This window comes from Pseudomonas lini (genome assembly GCF_964063345.1).
Classification (GTDB): domain Bacteria; phylum Pseudomonadota; class Gammaproteobacteria; order Pseudomonadales; family Pseudomonadaceae; genus Aquipseudomonas; species Aquipseudomonas lini_B.
Genome location: NZ_OZ061318.1, coordinates 859545 through 874119, shown reverse-complemented (window position 1 = coordinate 874119; position 14575 = coordinate 859545). Strand labels below are relative to the sequence as shown.

Genomic DNA, 14575 nt, shown 5'->3' with positions numbered 1-14575 from the left:
CACACAGCAGGCACGGCTGAGGATTGATGGGTTGTACGCAGGTCACGTCTCGCTGACCCGGCCACCCGATCAATCATCGCCACATACATGAATTTAGCTCAAGGGCATACGCGGGGCTGCGAACCAGAGCGTTCGGGCCGCCGGTACTGGAGAAAGAAAGCATGAGCAACTGGTTAGTAGACAAACTGATCCCTTCGATCATGCGTTCCGAGGTCAAGAAGAGCTCGGTGCCTGAAGGTCTGTGGCACAAATGCCCGTCTTGCGAGGCGGTGTTGTATCGTCCGGAGCTGGAAAAGACCCTGGACGTTTGCCCCAAGTGCAACCACCACATGCGCATCGGCGCGCGCGCGCGCATCGACATCTTCCTCGACGCTGACGGCCGTGCCGAACTGGGCGCGGACCTGGAGCCGGTTGACCGTCTGAAATTCCGCGACGGCAAGAAGTACAAGGATCGCCTGACCGCTGCGCAAAAGCAGACCGGCGAAAAAGATGCACTGATCTCCATGAGCGGCACCCTGCTGGGCATGCCGGTGGTGGTATCGGCTTTCGAATTCTCCTTCATGGGTGGCTCGATGGGTGCCATCGTCGGTGAGCGCTTCGTGCGCGCCGCCAACTACGCCCTGGAAAACCGTTGCCCGATGATCTGCTTCGCCGCCTCCGGTGGTGCGCGGATGCAGGAAGCGCTGATCTCCCTGATGCAAATGGCCAAGACCTCCGCGGTGCTGGCGCGTCTGCGTGAAGAAGGCATTCCGTTCATCTCCGTACTGACCGACCCGGTCTACGGCGGTGTTTCCGCCAGTCTGGCAATGCTCGGCGACGTAATCGTTGGTGAGCCAAAAGCCCTGATCGGTTTCGCCGGCCCGCGCGTTATCGAACAAACCGTTCGCGAAAAATTGCCGGAAGGCTTCCAGCGCAGTGAGTTCCTGCTGGAACACGGCGCGATCGACATGATCATTCACCGTCAGGAACTGCGTCCGCGTCTGGGCAACCTGCTGGCACAAATGATGGGCCTGGCGACGCCAAAATTCGTCGCCGCGCCGATCGAGCCGATCGTGGTTCCGCCGGTGCCTGCCAACATATGACCCAACGCACCCTTGGCGAGTGGCTCGCCTACCTTGAACAGTTGCATCCTTCAGCCATCGACATGGGGCTGGAGCGTTCGCAACAGGTAGCGTCCCGCATGGGACTGGGCAAGCCGGCGCCTCGGGTGATCACGGTCACCGGCACCAACGGCAAGGGTTCTACCTGCGCGTTCGTGGCTTCGTTGCTGCGGTCGCAGGGCCTGAACGTCGGTGTCTACAATTCTCCGCACCTGCTGCGTTACAACGAGCGGGTGCAGGTCAATGGTGTCGAAGCCACTGACGCTGAGCTGTGCGAAGCCTTCGCGGCGGTCGAGGCCGGTCGTGGCGACACTTCCCTGACGTACTTCGAAATGGGCACCCTGGCGGCGTTCTGGCTGTTTCAACAGGCAGGGCTTGATGCGGTGGTGCTGGAAGTGGGTCTGGGCGGGCGTCTGGATACCGTCAACGTGGTCGATGCGGACATGGCGCTGGTCACCAGCATCGGCGTTGATCATGCGGACTATCTGGGAGATACCCGTGAGTCCGTGGCTTACGAAAAAGCCGGTATTTTCCGCCAGGGCGCGCCTGCGCTCTGTGGCGATCTGAATCCCCCCCAACCTCTGCTGGATAAAGCGCGCGAGCTCAATTGCCCGTTTTTCCTGCGTGGGCGCGATTTTGACCTGGGTATCACCGATCACAACTGGCAATGGCGCGGCCTTGATGCTCAGGGGCGTGCAGTAGAGTTGTATGATCTGCCATTGCTCGATCTGCCGATGGAAAACGCCGCCCTGGCATTGCAGGCTTACCTGCTGCTTGGTTTGCCTTGGGTAGATGTACAGATTATTGAAGCCCTGAAAGCGACACGCGTGGTCGGTCGTCTTGATCGCCGTCAGTTCGACTGGCAGGGCAAACGTCTGAATGTGTTGCTGGATGTGGGGCACAACCCCCATGCGGCAGAATACCTGGCCCGTCGCCTGGCCAGTCGGCCACCGGCAGGCAAGCGTCTGGCGGTGTTCGGGTTGTTGGCGGACAAGGATCTGGATGGTGTTGTCGGTGAATTGAATGCTAGTGTCCAGCATTGGGCTGTCGCCCCGCTGGATTCGCCGCGGGCGCGGCCCGTTGAGCAGTTGCACGCGGCGTTGCAGAACCTTGGCGCATCGGTAACGTCTTATGGCAGCGTGGCCGCCGCCCTGGAAGGGCAGTGCGCGCAGGCGACGAGCGACGACGAAATTCTGTTGTTCGGATCATTTTATTGTGTCGCCGAGGCCCTTGAATGGCTGGCCCGGCGCTCCACGGAGGAAGCGGCAAATGGCTTTGCTGGATAAGGCGTACAAGCAGCGCATGGTTGGCGCCTTGGTGCTGGTGGCGCTGGCGGTGATTTTCCTGCCAATGCTGTTTTCCCGTCAGGACGAGCAGCGCCAAGTGAGGGTTGACGCACCGGCTGCACCGCAAGCGCCGGCTCTGCCGCAAGTGCAGGTCGAGCCGGTGGTGGTGCCTGAACCGCAGGCATTGCCGCAGGAGCCTGTGCCAAGCGATGAGGAAATTGCCGCACAGCAAGCTCCGTCGACACCGATAGCGCCAAGTGCTCCAAGTGCTCCTGTGGCAGCGCCACCAACGCCGCCGGCTGCCAAACCGGTCACGCCTCCGGCGCCAGTCGCCAAGCCTGTACCGGCACCTGCCCAGCCAATTACTGCCGCACCGAGCAAGCCGGCTACCACCCCAAGCCGCGTCGATGCCAATGGCCTGTCAGTCAGCTGGTCGGTGCAACTGGCCAGCCTGGCGAGCCGTGAGAGTGCTGAAAGCCTGCAGAAAACCTTGCGCAGCCAAGGCTATAACGCCTATATCCGCTCCGCCGATGGCAAGAATCGGGTATTCGTCGGACCGCTGATCGAGCGCGCGGAAGCCGATCGTCTGCGTGACTTGTTGAGTCGCCAGCAGAACCTCAAGGGTTTTGTGGTGCGTTTCCAGCCTGAGCGCGGTTAAAACTATCGCCCCGATTTGAAAAGCACTGACAATCTCAGCTTACCGATAGCCATGGGCTCTGCTAAAATGCGCCGCCTTATCTGTCTGTAGGCTGCACTGTGCCATTTACCTGGGTTGATTGGGCGATCGTTGCAATCGTCGCCATCTCCGCTTTGATCAGTCTTAGCCGCGGCTTCGTAAAAGAAGCACTCTCGCTGCTGACCTGGATCATCGCAGGAGGCGTTGCCTGGATGTTCGGTGGCTCATTGTCCGAGTACCTCGGCGGATATATCGAAACGCCGTCGGCTCGCGTGATCGCGGGCTGTGCCATCATGTTTGTCGCCACTTTAATAGTAGGCGCAATGATCAATTATCTTATCGGCGAATTGGTTCGCGTCACCGGGCTATCCGGGACCGATCGATTTCTCGGCATGGCCTTCGGCGCAGCGCGTGGCGTGTTGCTGGTGGTTGTGGCGGTCGGGCTATTAAGCCTGGGGCCGGTACAGCAGGACGGGTGGTGGAAAGAATCACAGCTCGTGCCAAAATTTCTATTGGTCGCAGACTGGTCCAAAAACCTGATTCTTGGGTGGAGCAGTCAGTGGCTTGCCAGCGGAATCAGCGTACCCGCTGATATACCGTTCAAGGAGCACCTCTTGCCGACGGCCAAAACGCCTCAGTGAGTTGTGTTCAGTTCAGATCCATTAAGTAGGGGTTGCGTCGCATGTGTGGCATCGTCGGTATCGTCGGTAAGTCGAACGTCAATCAGGCGCTGTATGACGCGCTAACCGTCCTCCAGCACCGCGGCCAGGACGCTGCCGGTATCGTGACCAGCCATGATGGCCGGTTATTCCTGCGCAAGGACAATGGCCTGGTACGTGACGTGTTCCATCAGCGTCACATGCAGCGTCTGGTCGGCCACATGGGCATTGGCCATGTGCGTTACCCGACCGCGGGCAGTTCGACTTCGGCCGAAGCTCAACCGTTTTACGTCAACTCGCCGTATGGCATCACCTTGGCGCACAACGGTAACCTGACTAACGTTGAACAATTGGCCAAGGAGATTTACGAATCTGACCTGCGCCACGTCAACACCAACTCCGATTCGGAAGTGCTGCTCAACGTGTTCGCGCACGAGCTGGCCCAGCGCGGCAAGTTGCAGCCGACCGAAGAAGACGTGTTTGCTGCCGTCACCGACGTGCACAACCGTTGCGTCGGTGGTTACGCGGTCGTGGCGATGGTGACCGGTTACGGCATCGTCGGTTTCCGCGATCCGCACGGCATCCGCCCGATCGTCTTCGGCCAGCGTCATACCGACGAAGGCGTCGAGTACATGATCGCCTCCGAAAGCGTTTCGCTGGACGTGCTCGGTTTCACCCTGATTCGCGACCTGGCACCGGGCGAAGCGGTCTACATCACTGAAGACGGCAAGCTGCACACCCGTCAGTGCGCGACCAACCCGTCGCTGACTCCGTGCATTTTCGAACACGTCTACCTGGCGCGTCCGGACTCGATCATCGACGGCGTCTCGGTCTACAAGGCCCGCCTGCGCATGGGCGAGAAGCTTGCCGAGAAGATCCTGCGCGAGCGTCCGGATCACGACATTGACGTGGTCATCCCGATTCCGGACACCAGCCGCACCGCGGCCCTGGAGCTGGCGAACCACTTGGGCGTCAAGTTCCGCGAAGGCTTCGTGAAGAACCGCTACATCGGCCGGACCTTCATCATGCCGGGTCAGGCTGCACGGAAAAAATCCGTACGCCAGAAGCTCAACGCCATCGAGCTGGAATTCCGCGGCAAGAACGTGATGTTGGTGGACGACTCCATCGTTCGCGGTACCACCTGCAAGCAGATCATTCAGATGGCTCGCGAAGCCGGCGCCAAAAACGTCTATTTCTGCTCCGCGGCACCGGCCGTGCGTTACCCGAACGTCTACGGCATCGACATGCCGAGCGCTCACGAGCTGATCGCCCACAACCGTTCGACCCAGGACGTTGCCGACCTGATTGGCGCCGACTGGTTGATCTATCAGGACCTGCCTGACTTGATCGAAGCGGTCGGTGGCGGCAAGATCAAGATCGAGAAATTCGATTGCGCGGTGTTCGACGGCCAGTACGTCACCGGCGACGTCGACGAGGCTTACCTGAACAAGATCGAGCAGGCACGCAACGATGCCTCCAAGGTCAAGACCCAGGCAGTCAGTGCGATCATTGATCTGTACAACAACTGAGTAACTACCGGCCCTGAGGGGCCGGTTTTGTATCTACTAAAGACTCTCTAAATCAAGAGCAGGGCAAGGAGTGACAGCATGAGTCAGGATTGGGATGCCGGTCGGCTGGACAGCGACCTAGAAGGCGTAGCGTTCGATACCCTGGCCGTACGCGCCGGTCAGCACCGCACGCCGGAAGGCGAACACGGTGATCCGATGTTCTTCACTTCCAGCTACGTATTCCGTACCGCTGCCGATGCGGCGGCACGCTTTTCCGGTGAAGTGCCGGGCAACGTTTACTCGCGCTACACCAACCCGACCGTGCGCGCGTTCGAAGAGCGCATTGCCGCGCTGGAAAGCGCCGAACAAGCCGTGGCCACTGCCACTGGCATGGCTGCGATCATGGCCGTGGTGATGAGCCTGTGCAGCGCCGGGGACCATGTTCTGGTCTCGCGTAGCGTATTCGGCTCGACCATCAGCCTGTTCGAAAAGTACTTCAAGCGCTTCGGCATCGAAGTCGATTACGTGCCCCTGGCGGACTTGTCCGGCTGGGATGCGGCGATCAAGGCCAACACTAAATTGCTGTTCGTCGAGTCGCCGTCCAACCCGCTGGCCGAGCTGGTAGATATCAAGGCGCTGTCGGAAATTGCTCATGCCAAGGGCACGATGCTGGTGGTCGACAACTGCTTCTGCACGCCTGCGTTGCAGCAGCCGTTGAAGCTGGGCGCGGACATCGTCGTGCACTCGGCGACCAAGTTCATCGACGGCCAAGGCCGTTGCATGGGCGGCGTGGTGGCCGGTCGTAGCGAGCAGATGAAAGAAGTCGTCGGTTTCCTGCGTACTGCCGGGCCGACCCTGAGCCCGTTCAACGCCTGGATCTTCCTCAAGGGGCTGGAAACGCTGAGCCTGCGCATGAAGGCGCACTGCGCCAATGCCCAGCAACTCGCCGAATGGCTGGAGCAGCAGGACGGTATCGAGAAAGTCCATTACGCCGGTCTCCAGAGCCATCCGCAGCACGAACTGGCCCAGCGTCAGCAGAAGGGTTTCGGTGCGGTCGTGAGTTTCGAGGTCAAGGGCGGCAAAGAGGGCGCCTGGCGCTTTATCGATGCGACTCGCCTGATCTCCATTACCGCCAACCTGGGCGACAGCAAAACCACCATCACGCACCCGAGCACCACCTCTCACGGCCGTCTCGCGCCGCAAGAGCGTGAAGCGGCAGGGATCCGTGACAGCCTGATCCGCGTTGCGGTCGGTCTGGAAGACGTGGCAGACCTGCAGGCCGATCTGGCGCGCGGGTTGGCTGCCTTGTGATCGAGTTGTCGACGCCGACCACGAATACCCATGGTCGCGTCGCGCTGGTCACCGGTGCTGCGCGCGGCATCGGTCTGGGGATTGCGGCCTGGCTGGTCAGCGAAGGCTGGCAGGTGGTGCTGACCGATCTGGATCGGGAGCGCGGTTCGAAAGTGGCGAAGGTGCTTGGCGAAAACGCCTGGTTCATCGCCATGGACGTCGCGAACGAAGCGCAGGTGGCACTGGGCGTGGCCGAGGTGCTGGGACAGTTCGGGCGTCTGGATGCGCTGGTGTGCAATGCGGCGGTGGCCGACCCGCACAACATCACCCTGGAAAGCCTCGATCTGACCTACTGGAACCGGGTGCTGGCGGTGAACCTCGGCGGGCCGATGCTGTTGGCCAAGCATTGTGCGCCGTACCTGCGCGCTCACAGCGGCGCCATCGTCAATCTGGCCTCGACCCGTGCCGCACAGTCAGAACCCGACACAGAGGCTTATGCGGCGAGCAAGGGCGGTCTGTTGGCCCTGACTCACGCCTTGGCCATCAGTTTAGGGCCGGAAATTCGCGTCAACGCGGTCAGTCCAGGCTGGATCGACGCGCGAGACCCGGCGGCACGGCGTGCCGAACCGCTGACGGACGCCGATCATGCGCAGCATCCGGCGGGCAGGGTAGGGACGGTGGAGGACGTGGCGGCGATGGTGGCGTGGTTGCTGTCCAAGAACGCCGGGTTCGTCACGGGCCAGGAGTTCGTGGTCGATGGTGGCATGACCAAGAAGATGATTTACAGCGAGTAATAGGGCGGGCGCTGTCTCCAGCATTGATCTTGAATGTGCCCCCGTCTTCGCGAGCAAGCCCGCTCCCACACTGGATCTGCGGCAGACCACTGGTTTGTGATCGACATAAATTCAGTGTGGGAGCGGGCTTGCTCGCGAAAGCGGGCTGACTGTGTAAGACACAATTTTGTCTTTTTCAGAAAAACTTCAAGCGGGGTATTGACTTAGCTTCGGTACCTGCGTAAATTTCGCGGCCTCGGAGATGCAAACGGGTGATTAGCTCAGCTGGGAGAGCGTCTGCCTTACAAGCAGAATGTCGGCGGTTCGATCCCGTCATCACCCACCACTTCCGAGAGTCTTGCGAAAGCAAGATGGAAGCTTTTAAAAGCCTCCACCGACGCGCAGCGGTAGTTCAGTCGGTTAGAATACCGGCCTGTCACGCCGGGGGTCGCGGGTTCGAGTCCCGTCCGCTGCGCCATATTTTCCGAGTCAGATTTATCTGATTCGAGATTGAAAAGCTTCTGAGTTTTCAATCAGACGAGTTACTTGGGCGAAAGTCCAAAGCGATACGCAGCGGTAGTTCAGTCGGTTAGAATACCGGCCTGTCACGCCGGGGGTCGCGGGTTCGAGTCCCGTCCGCTGCGCCATATCTGCCTCAAGGCCCACTGAACGCCTTGGAGCTACGAAGCAAGCCGCTGGTAAAGCCAGTGTCTGTTTCGAGTCGATAGCAAAGACCCTGGTCGAAAGACCGGGGTTTTTTGTGTCTGCGATTTGGCTTTTCCTCTCTCATGTCCTTCCCGTCCAACCTTTCTGCGCCCCGATTGCATAAAGGACTTGGTTCACAGCTCCGACATTAATTAGAATCACTCTCATTTACGATAACTCCTTGGCACAGGGCTTCTTGAGATGAGTGATGTGGCGATGCCGAAGGAGCAAACTTTCCACGACCTGTACCGCGATCACCGTGGCTGGCTGGAAGGCTGGTTGAGAAGACGCATGGGCAATGGCTGTGATGCGGCGGACCTCAGTCAGGATACGTTCCTGCGTTTACTCGCCAGCTCTCAACGAATTGCCGATCTGCAAGAGCCCCGTGCCTATCTCCTGACCGTGGGCAAACGCCTGCTGAGTAATTTCTATAAGCGTCGAAGCCTCGAGCAGGCTTATCTGGCGGCACTGGCGGCGTTGCCGGAAGACTGTGTGCCGTCGCCCGAGCAGCGCTGGTTGTTGCTCGAAACGCTGCAAGCCCTGGATGAACTGCTCGATGGATTGCCGGCGGCAGTGCGCAGGGCGTTTCTCTGGAGTCAGCTGGAAGGCTTGAACTATCAGCAAATTGCCGAGCGCCTGCGGGTATCGGAGCGCACGATCAAACGCTACATGGCGCAAGCCTATGAGCATTGCCTGTCGGTGGAGCTGTGAACAGCCCAGTGCCCGATGCCCGTCAGGCGGTGCGAGCTGCCGCGCAGTGGCTCGCCTTGCTGGAATCTGGAAGTGCCAGTGAGCGGGATCATGCGAATCTGCAGCGCTGGCGCGACAGTTGCGTCAGTCACGAGCAGGCCTGGCAGAAGGCTCAAGCCTTGCGTCAGCGGTTTGCTGAGCTGCCTTCAGCTTTGGCGCTCAAAAGTCTGGATCGTCCCGAGCCGGGTCGGCGTGTGGTACTCAAGCGTGCATTGGGTGCGGTGGCGTTGGTGCCAGCGGCATGGCTGATTAGCCGACAATTGCCCCTGGATGTCTGGCGAGCCGATCTGCATACGGCCACCGGGGAGCGCAAACAGCTGCAGCTCGCTGATGGCAGTTCCTTGCAGCTCAACACGACCAGTGCCGTCGATGTGGATTTGCAGAGTCGGCGCTTGAAGCTGATTGAGGGGGAGTTGTCGCTGAGGGTGCCGGGCGCGTCGCCGTTGACGATCCAAACGGAGTTTGGACAGATCATCGTCAGCCAAAGCGAAATCTGTGTGCGTCAGCAAGCGAGCGGTTGCCGCGTGTCGGTGTACAACGGCGCCGTGCAACTGCAGCCCTTGCAGGGGCCGGTGTTGGCTTTGCGCAGTGGTCAACAAGTCAGTCTTCAAGCAACCGGTGTCGGGCCGATCAGCCCATTCGATGTGCTTGCGCCGGGTTGGCGAGAGGGCGTGCTGATGGCGAAAAACCAGCCGCTGGGAGATTTCCTGCGCGAACTCGGCACTTATCGACCGGGTGTGCTGCGTTGGGAGCCGGAGCTTGAAGCGTTGCGTGTCACTGGCAGTTTCCGCCTGGACGATACCGATCGCGTCCTCGCGCTGCTCGCGGCCAGCCTGCCGCTGGAGGTGCATTCACGTACCCGTTATTGGGTGACGTTGCTGCCGCGCAAAAATAGTGTCTGAAGCCTGTCCCCTTTTTTCGACTCGCTTGTCATTCAAGGCATGTGAACGAATCAAGAGAACTCTATCAATGCCCGCAGTAATACCTTGCTGTCCGCGCCCGGCTTCTTCCCGCCTGCGTCCCTTGTTGCACCTGAGCCTGATGCTGGGCCTGAGTGCCAGTCCGTTATTCATCACTGCCAGTTGGGCCGAAGACAGTGCCCGGCGCAATTACCAGGTGCCTGCCGGCAGCCTGAGCGATGCGTTGACCCGGTTTGCCGGTCTGTCTGGCGTCAATCTCTCGGTCGATCCGGCACTGGTAGGCGGTCGCACCAGCCCCGGTCTTTCCGGCGAATACGCGGTCGAGGAGGGCTTTGCCCAGCTGTTGCAGGATTCCGGTCTGCAACTGCAGCCGGTGGGCGAACAGGCCTACATCCTGACCCCGGCGCCAGAAGGCAGCAGCCTGCAACTGGCCCCCACTTCGATTCTCGGTGCCACGGGCGGAGCGGGCGGCGAGGTGTATGCCGGCGGCCAGGTCGCGCGCCGCGGTTCGCAAGGCTTGCTAGGCTCAAAAGACTTCATGGAAACGCCGTTCAGCATGACCACCTACACTGGCGAGGCGGTCAAAAACCTGCAGGCTCGTACCTTGGGCGACCTGATCGCCAGTGATCCCTCGGTTCGCGCCACCAACCCGGCGGGTGGGCGTTATGAGCAGTTCACCATTCGCGGGCTCAGCCTGTTCAACAGTGATGTCGCCTACAACGGTCTCTACGGGGTCCTGCCGACCTATACGATCGACATGGAGATGGCCGACCGCGTCGACATCATCAAAGGCCCGAGCCAGCTCATCAACGGCATCTCGCCGCGGGGCAGTGTGGGTGGCGGGATCAACGTGGTGCCCAAGCGCGCGACCGACAAGCCCATCACTTCGTTTACCGGTAGCTACGCTTCCGACAATCAGGTTGGCGGTGCGGTGGATGTCGGCCGGCGCTTTGGTGAAGACAACAAGTTCGGCATTCGTTTCAACGGCGTGAAGCAGTCCGGCGACACCGAATGGGATCACCAGAGTGTCGACCGCGAGATGGCCGTGCTGGGTCTGGATTTTCGCGGTGAGCGCCTGCGGCTCTCGACGGACATCGGGCGCACCGAGCGTGATACCGACGCTCCGCAGGAGCGCGTGCAGGTCGGCGCCAATGCCAAGGTGCCGAATGCGAACGATGTGCGTCACAACTATGCGCAGCCCTGGAGCAAGGCGAGTACCAACGACACTTTCGGGGCGGTGAACGGCGAATTCGATGTCAGCGATTCGGTCATGCTGTACGGCGGCGTGGGCGCGCGTAAAAGCAATCATGACTTCCTCCGGCATGCCGTTGCGGTCACCAATGATGCCGGCGATTTCAGCGTTCAGCCGCGTGACTTCACCCGAGACGAAAATGTCCGGACGGCCACGGCAGGGGTGCGCAACTGGTTTCATACCGGCCCGGTGAGCCATGAAGTCAACCTGGCCGCCAGCTATTTCTACATGGACTTCGAAAATGGCGGCGCCCGTTATGCCGCGGCCCGCAGCAACCTCTACGACCCCGTGGAAACGCCAGCACCCGGCAGGCCCACTCGACTCGATTCGAAGGTCTACACCGAGAACCGCTTCAGCGGCGTGGCGTTGTCCGACACTCTGGGTTTCTTCGATGACCGGCTGCTGCTGACCCTAGGCGCCCGCTGGCAGCGCGTGAAGGTTGACGACTGGACGGATGATGTCAAAGGCGCCACGGCCTACGATGAGGAAAAGGTTTCGCCGTCGGGCGGCATCCTGTTTAAGGCAACCGATAAGCTGTCGCTGTATGCCAACTACATGGAGGGCCTGAGCCAAGGCAAGATCGCGCCGTCGACCTCTGTGAACGAGGACGAGATATTTCCGCCATTCATCAGTCGGCAGGTCGAGGTCGGCGCCAAGTATGACGCGGGTGCGTTCGCCGTGACCGCCGCGGTGTTCCGGATCAAGCAGCCGGCCTATGAGACCAACGCCACGACGCGGGTTTTCGGCCCGAACGGCAAGCGCGAGAATACGGGCGTGGAGCTGAGTGTGTTCGGTGAACCGCTCGATGGTTTCCGCCTGCTCGGCGGTGTCATGTACATCGACAGTGAGTTGAGCAACACCACCAATGGCACCTTTGACGGCAACCGGGCACCGGCCACGCCGAAATACAACGTCAACCTGGGCGCCGAGTGGGATGTGCCGACCGTGCAGGGCCTGACCCTGACCAGTCGCGGCCTCTATTCCAGCTCGCAGTATCTGGACCAGTCCAACAACAAGGAAATCGACTCCTGGGAGCGTTTCGACGTGGGGGCGCGCTACGCATTCAAGGTCGACGAAAAGAACATCACCCTGCGTGCCAATGTCGAGAACGTGGCGGACAAACGCTACTGGAGTTCGGCCGGGGCCTCGGATGACAGCGAGCCTGGCTTGACGCTCGCGACCCCGCGCACCTACCTCCTTTCGGCGACGGTCGACTTCTGAGTCGATCCAATCCCAACCTATAAAAAGGGGTTGCATCGCATAATGCCAGTCAGTTAGGCGTGATACTGAACCTGTGGCGAGGGAGCTTGCTCCCGCTGGACTGCGAAGCAGTCCCATTTTGGGGCCGCTTCGCGGCCCAGCGGGAGCAAGCTCCCTCGCCACAGGTTACTCATCGCTTGTTCTATCTCTTAACTGACTGGCATTAGCCGCATCGCAGCCCTTTTCACCTCTATAGGTCAGTATCCGAGCTTGTCCCGCAATCCGTAATACCAGGCACCCAGCGCCGCGAATGGCGTACGCAGCAATTGTCCGCCGGGGAACGGGTAGTGGGGCAGGTCGGCAAAGGCGTCGAAGCGCTCGGCCTGACCGCGCAATGCTTCGGCCAGCACTTTGCCCGCCAGGTGCGTATACGTCACGCCATGGCCGCTGCAACCCTGGGAGTAGTAGATGTTGTCGCCCAGCCGTCCGACCTGAGGAAGTCGCGACAGGGTCAGCAGGAAATTGCCGGTCCAGGCGTAATCGATTTTCACGTCCTTGAGTTGCGGGAAGGCCTTGAGCATCTTCGGTCGAATGATCGCCTCGATGTTCGCCGGGTCTCGCGCGCCATAGACCACGCCGCCGCCGAAAATCAGGCGTTTGTCAGCGCTCAGGCGGTAGTAGTCGAGCAGGTAGTTACAGTCTTCGACGCAGTAGTCCTGAGGCAACAGGCGCTTGGCCAATTCATCGCTCAAGGGTTCGGTGGCGATCACTTGAGTCCCGCAGGGCATCGACTTGGCCGCCAGCTCCGGCACCAGATTGCCGATATAAGCGTTGCCGGCGACGATTATGAATTTGGCCCTGACCTTGCCTTGAGGCGTATGCACCACCGGATTGGCGCCGCGCTCGATGCGCACCGCTGGCGACTGCTCGTAAATAGTGCCGCCCAGCGACTCCACGGCGGCTGCCTCGCCCAAGACAAGATTGAGCGGATGAATATGCCCGCCGCTCATGTCGAGCATGCCGCCGACGTATTGATCGCAAGCCACCACTTCACGGATGCGCCGCTGATCCAATAGCTCAAGCTGCGTATGACCGAAACGTTCCCACAGGCGCTTCTGGGATTCCAGATGGCCCATCTGCTTGGCGGTAATGGCGGCGAACACACCGCCGTCCTTCAGGTCGCACTGGATGTTGTATTTGGCTACCCGCTCACGAATGATCCGTCCACCCTCGAACGCCATTTGCCCCAGCAGCTGAGCTTGCTTGGGACCGACACTGCGCTCGATTACATCGATATCACGGCTGTAGCTGTTAACGATCTGGCCACCGTTGCGCCCCGATGCGCCAAAACCCACTTTGGCCGCTTCCAGAATCGTTACCCGAAAACCGTTCTCCAGCAGAAACAGGGCAGAGGACAGGCCGGTATAACCGGCGCCGATGACACAGACATCAGTCTCAACATCATCCTGCAAGGCCGGGCACTGCGGCGCTGCATTGGCCGATGCGGCGTAATAGGACTCTGGGTAGGGAGTGTTCGCCATCCTGCAGCCTCTGTTTAATATATTTTACGAGTGCATCGATCCTACCCGAGTTAAAAAACGACCGCCAGCCAGCGGAAAATCTTCTTTGCCACAGCAAAATTAAATATTTTGCATATTCATAGGGTTAGGTGAAAAAAAGGTGTTGACACCCCTCCGGAATTCCGTAGAATGCCGCCTCACAGCAGGCACGTAGCTCAGTTGGTTAGAGCACCACCTTGACATGGTGGGGGTCGTTGGTTCGAGTCCAATCGCGCCTACCAAACAAAATCCGCTCTGCTGGGCGGTCTAGAAGGGCTCACCGAAAGGTGGGCCCTTTTTTGTTGTCTGTGTCCCGTCCTGAATAAGGTTTACACCTTCTGATCTGTTTTTCAGGAGGGCGTAATGGAATCAGCAAAAAGGCGTAGTCAGCGAGACTACACGCTGACCTTTTAAATTGTCGGTCGTCGATCAGCCAACCTCAGCTTGAGCTGCAAGTGGGTCGAGATCGCCTGTTTTCGATGCTGCGTGAACGGCGTTTATTGGTAGCCCGCAAGCGGGCGTATCACAAGACAACCGACAGCCATCAGCGCTTTCGGCGTCATAGATTCGGCTGTTGTAGGAAGCACTCTAAAACCGGGCGTGGCTGATATTTTATATGAGCTGGGGGATATATTATTTCAGTTTTTTGATGAGGCGGAATCTAGGATTGTTTCTGAGTTTTCTTCACGGCAAGATCCTGATGTACTTCAGAATCTGGGGCAGGTTGATTATAAAGATGAGCGTCATGCGGAGTTTATAAATCCGCAAAAATCGATGAGTCTACCGGCCTTGTCGAAAAGCTAAAGATATTTCTAGTCGGCAATCCTGATGTGGCTGCTATCCTTTTCATCATTCTCGTCGCTTTCGTGTGCTTAACAGCAACCGCTCTGGTATATT

At 59.7% G+C, this 14575-nt stretch carries 12 protein-coding genes and 4 tRNA genes; 15 read left to right on the top strand and 1 reads right to left on the bottom strand.

Annotation, left to right across the window (positions count from 1 at the left end):
* Positions 1–161 precede the first annotated feature (161 nt).
* The 13 genes from accD (at position 162) to AB3226_RS04005 (ending at position 12140) form a co-directional block, all read left to right on the top strand.
* Positions 162–1082 (top strand): acetyl-CoA carboxylase, carboxyltransferase subunit beta, encoded by a 921-nt coding sequence (accD, locus tag AB3226_RS04065; protein ID WP_367372123.1) that lies wholly within the window; start codon positions 162–164, stop codon positions 1080–1082.
* Complete coding sequence (folC, locus tag AB3226_RS04060) at positions 1079–2386, top strand: bifunctional tetrahydrofolate synthase/dihydrofolate synthase (protein WP_367372122.1); 1308 nt, start codon at positions 1079–1081, stop codon at positions 2384–2386. The genes accD and folC overlap by 4 nt, the downstream gene beginning before the upstream one ends.
* The gene (locus AB3226_RS04055; protein ID WP_367372121.1) at positions 2370–3044 is read left to right on the top strand and encodes an SPOR domain-containing protein; all 675 of its coding nucleotides are present in this window, start codon (positions 2370–2372) and stop codon (positions 3042–3044) included. The genes folC and AB3226_RS04055 overlap by 17 nt, the downstream gene beginning before the upstream one ends.
* A 98-nt stretch (positions 3045–3142) precedes the next feature.
* Entirely contained in the window at positions 3143–3703 is a 561-nt protein-coding gene (locus AB3226_RS04050; RefSeq protein WP_038980084.1) for a CvpA family protein, read from the top strand.
* A gap of 41 nt (positions 3704–3744) precedes the next feature.
* On the top strand, positions 3745–5250 hold the full coding sequence (purF, locus tag AB3226_RS04045) for an amidophosphoribosyltransferase (protein ID WP_007905939.1): 1506 nt from the start codon (positions 3745–3747) through the stop codon (positions 5248–5250).
* Positions 5251–5328: 78 nt separating this feature from the next.
* Positions 5329–6540, top strand: a complete 1212-nt coding sequence (locus AB3226_RS04040; protein ID WP_367372120.1) for an O-succinylhomoserine sulfhydrylase — start codon at positions 5329–5331, stop codon at positions 6538–6540.
* The gene (locus AB3226_RS04035; RefSeq protein ID WP_367372119.1) at positions 6537–7313 is read left to right on the top strand and encodes an SDR family oxidoreductase; all 777 of its coding nucleotides are present in this window, start codon (positions 6537–6539) and stop codon (positions 7311–7313) included. The genes AB3226_RS04040 and AB3226_RS04035 overlap by 4 nt, the downstream gene beginning before the upstream one ends.
* Positions 7314–7562: 249 nt before the next feature.
* A tRNA-Val gene (locus AB3226_RS04030) sits at positions 7563–7638 on the top strand.
* 55 nt (positions 7639–7693) lie between these two features.
* Positions 7694–7770 (top strand) — tRNA-Asp (locus tag AB3226_RS04025).
* 92 nt (positions 7771–7862) lie between these two features.
* Positions 7863–7939, top strand: a tRNA-Asp gene (locus AB3226_RS04020).
* Positions 7940–8198: 259 nt separating this feature from the next.
* Positions 8199–8708, top strand: coding sequence for a sigma-70 family RNA polymerase sigma factor (locus tag AB3226_RS04015; protein WP_367372118.1), 510 nt, complete (start codon positions 8199–8201; stop codon positions 8706–8708).
* Positions 8705–9649, top strand: coding sequence for a FecR domain-containing protein (locus AB3226_RS04010; RefSeq protein WP_367372117.1), 945 nt, complete (start codon positions 8705–8707; stop codon positions 9647–9649). The genes AB3226_RS04015 and AB3226_RS04010 overlap by 4 nt, the downstream gene beginning before the upstream one ends.
* A 67-nt stretch (positions 9650–9716) precedes the next feature.
* The gene (locus AB3226_RS04005) at positions 9717–12140 is read left to right on the top strand and encodes a TonB-dependent siderophore receptor (RefSeq protein WP_367372116.1); all 2424 of its coding nucleotides are present in this window, start codon (positions 9717–9719) and stop codon (positions 12138–12140) included.
* A gap of 236 nt (positions 12141–12376) precedes the next feature.
* Here AB3226_RS04005 and AB3226_RS04000 read toward each other — a convergent pair whose 3' ends face one another.
* A complete protein-coding gene (locus tag AB3226_RS04000; protein WP_367372115.1) occupies positions 12377–13660 on the bottom strand; it encodes an NAD(P)/FAD-dependent oxidoreductase in 1284 nt (427 codons plus the stop codon).
* A gap of 183 nt (positions 13661–13843) precedes the next feature.
* Here AB3226_RS04000 and AB3226_RS03995 point away from each other — a divergent pair.
* Both AB3226_RS03995 and AB3226_RS03990 read left to right on the top strand, forming a co-directional pair.
* Positions 13844–13920: transfer RNA gene (locus AB3226_RS03995), tRNA-Val, on the top strand.
* 358 nt (positions 13921–14278) lie between these two features.
* A complete protein-coding gene (locus AB3226_RS03990) occupies positions 14279–14482 on the top strand; it encodes a hypothetical protein (protein WP_367372114.1) in 204 nt (67 codons plus the stop codon).
* Positions 14483–14575: the final 93 nt, after the last annotated feature.